The 2499-nt window shown below is 61.7% G+C and carries 3 protein-coding genes; all 3 read right to left on the bottom strand.

What is annotated here, in order from left to right; translation table 11 throughout:
• Nucleotides 1-72: 72 nt before the first annotated feature.
• Nucleotides 73-1641: an IS66 family transposase gene (tnpC, locus tag P0D96_RS47760; RefSeq protein WP_408321271.1), complete on the bottom strand. Its 1569-nt coding sequence runs from the start codon at nt 1639-1641 to the stop codon at nt 73-75.
• Nucleotides 1642-1671: 30 nt separating this feature from the next.
• Nucleotides 1672-2016 carry an IS66 family insertion sequence element accessory protein TnpB gene (tnpB, locus tag P0D96_RS47755; protein ID WP_408295877.1) on the bottom strand — a complete coding sequence of 115 codons (345 nt, stop codon included), beginning with the start codon at nt 2014-2016 and terminating at the stop codon, nt 1672-1674.
• Nucleotides 2013-2499 (bottom strand): IS66-like element accessory protein TnpA (tnpA, locus tag P0D96_RS47750; protein WP_408321269.1); only part of this gene is annotated, 487 nt, incomplete at its 5' end. The genes tnpB and tnpA, both read right to left, overlap by 4 nt.

The raw sequence follows: 2499 nt of genomic DNA, 5'->3' as shown, positions 1-2499 counted from the left end.
GTAAGCGGCTCGCCTGGGCCATTCGTCCATTCGCTTCCGCGTGAGGCATGATGGTCATCAGGACCTGCCCGGTCAGGTAGCGGGAGCCGGTGGACTTGCTGGCTTGCGCAGCTTGTCGGTCACACGCCAAGGCAGGAGTTCGTCAATACGATTGATTTTGTGGTCAGCGATGTGAGTTAGCACATAGTCCAGGTAGGCACGCGGATCGATGTCATTCAATGTGCAAGTGCCGATCAGCGAGTACATCGCGGCTGCCCGTTCGCCGCCACTGTCGGAGCCAGCAAATAAAAAATTCTTCCGACCCAGGCTCACACAACGCAGCGCATTTTCGGCGATGTTGTTGTCGATCTCGAGCGTACCGTCTTCGCAATACAACGTCAGTGCGGCCCACTGATTGAGCGAGTAGTTGATCGCTTTGGCTGTATCGGACTTCGACGACAGCGTGTTGAGCTTCGCCCTGAGCCACGCTTCATAGGCTTGAAGCAGTGGCCTGGCTTTCTCCTGCCGTATTCGCCGCCGTTCGGCCGCCGGCTTGCCGCGTATGGTGGCTTCGATGCTGTACAGCTCGCCGATATAGTTGAGCGCCTTTTGCGTCGTGTCAGACGGCGTGCGCACGTGAATGTCGTAGAACTTTCTCCTGGCGTGGGCATGACACGCCGCCTCACGTATATGGCCACCGCAGAACAACTCGTCGAACCCCGCGTAGGCGTCTGCCTGCAGGATCCCCTTGAAGCCGGCGAGATGGGTTTGAGGGTGGATACCTTGCCGATTGGGCGAGTAAGCGAACCAGACTGAGGCCGGTTCCATTAAACCCGAGCGGTGATCGTCTCGCACGTAGACCCACAGCCGGCCGGTACGCGTTTTCCTGTTGCCCGGTGCAAGCACCGGGATCGGCGTGTCGTCCGCATGCAGCTTTGTGGCGGCCGTCGTATAGCGGCGCAGCGCCTCTATCAGAGGCTCGAACAACGCCTCGCACTGGCCGACCCAGCGGCCCGTGCTGGCCCGGTCCAGCGCCACGCCGTCGCGCGCCGCGATCGCCGATTGCCGATACAAGGGCTGGTGGTCTGCGTACTTCGCGACCAGAATGTCCGCCAGCAGGCTCGGATGCGCGATGCTCCGCCCGATCGGCAGGCCCGGCATGGGCGGCTGTGTGATGGTGCTGCAGCATGGGCAAACCAGTTTGCGCCGGATCGTGCGAATGACCCTGAACGCCGCTGCGACGCGGCCGAGTTGTTCGGACACATCCTCGCCAAGCGTCTGCATCGGTTGACCGCAGTCCGGGCAACTCGACTCGTACTCGAGTACGTGATCCTCGCGCGGCAGATGCGCAGGAAGCGCTTGTCTTGATGCCGCAACGCTCGTCGCCGCACTTGAGGCGCACGCGTTTGCACCGTGGGCCTGCGCGCGCTGCACATCCGCTACGCCGCGCCCGGCAGCCAGATCCTCGAGTTGAGTCTCGAGCGTCTCGATCTGCCGCTGCAACTGCTCGGACTTGCGACCGAACTGCATGCGCCTGAGCTTGTCGATCCGTGCCTTGAGCTGCTCGATCTCGACATCCCGTTCGGCAAGCATGCTACGGGCCTCGACCAGCAGGGCCTTCAGGAGTTCGACATCGTCAGGAAGATCGGCGCCGTTCGACATGCGCCTTAGTTTACGAGTCTACCGCGCGGTTTACAACATCGATAACGCGACGGTGCGACGGGGCTGTCTCCAATCGATGCCCTCAAGAAGCATCGACAGTTGTGCAGAGCTCAGATGGACCTTGCCACTGTCGGCCTGGGGCCAGATAAAGCGGCCTCGTTCAAGCCGCTTTGCGAGAAGCCAGATTCCGTCCTCGGTTGCCCAAAGGATCTTCACCAGATCGCCGCGACGGCCCCGGAAGATGTAGACGTTGCCGCCCAACGGATTCTCTTCGAGCGCTGTTTGCACCTTTGCGGCTAGCCCCTGAAACCCCGCGCGCATATCGGTGACGCCCGCAGCGATCCAGATTCGCGTACCTGCCGGGAGGGAAATCATGACCGCAGACTCCCCAGCACGATCCGCAAGATATCGCCATCGACCAGGCCGTCCACCTTGACTACCGCGCGACCGATCCGGATCTCGATCGTGCCGGCAGTTGCTACAGGCTTCGTGTCCTGCGCTCGAGCTTCTACCAGAGATGATGCAGCGACCTCCGCTGGCGTGTCGCTTACCAGCACGACCGGGATGAGCCCAGCAGACTGAGCTTGCTGCTCGGCCAGATATCGCCGCCGCCAGGTGAACAGCATGTTCGCATTGATGCCGTTCTCGCGCGCCAGTTTCGCGACTGATACGCCGGGCTCGCAAGCCGCTGCCGCCAGTCGCTCACGAAGCTCCCGGGCGTAATTCGGGCGGCCCATCCGGGTACCCGGCTTCTTCTCTTCAGACTGTGACAAAGTGATGCCCATCAGTTCGGAAATGATGGGCATCACTTTGGTGTCTATCTCAGTCACCGTCCACAACGGCCGGCGCGAGCCGCTT

This window comes from Paraburkholderia sp. RL17-347-BIC-D, assembly GCF_046027915.1.
Taxonomy (GTDB): Bacteria; Pseudomonadota; Gammaproteobacteria; order Burkholderiales; family Burkholderiaceae; genus Paraburkholderia.
Note: the sequence above shows the minus strand (reverse complement) of the source record. Positions and strands in the feature narration are given on the sequence as shown.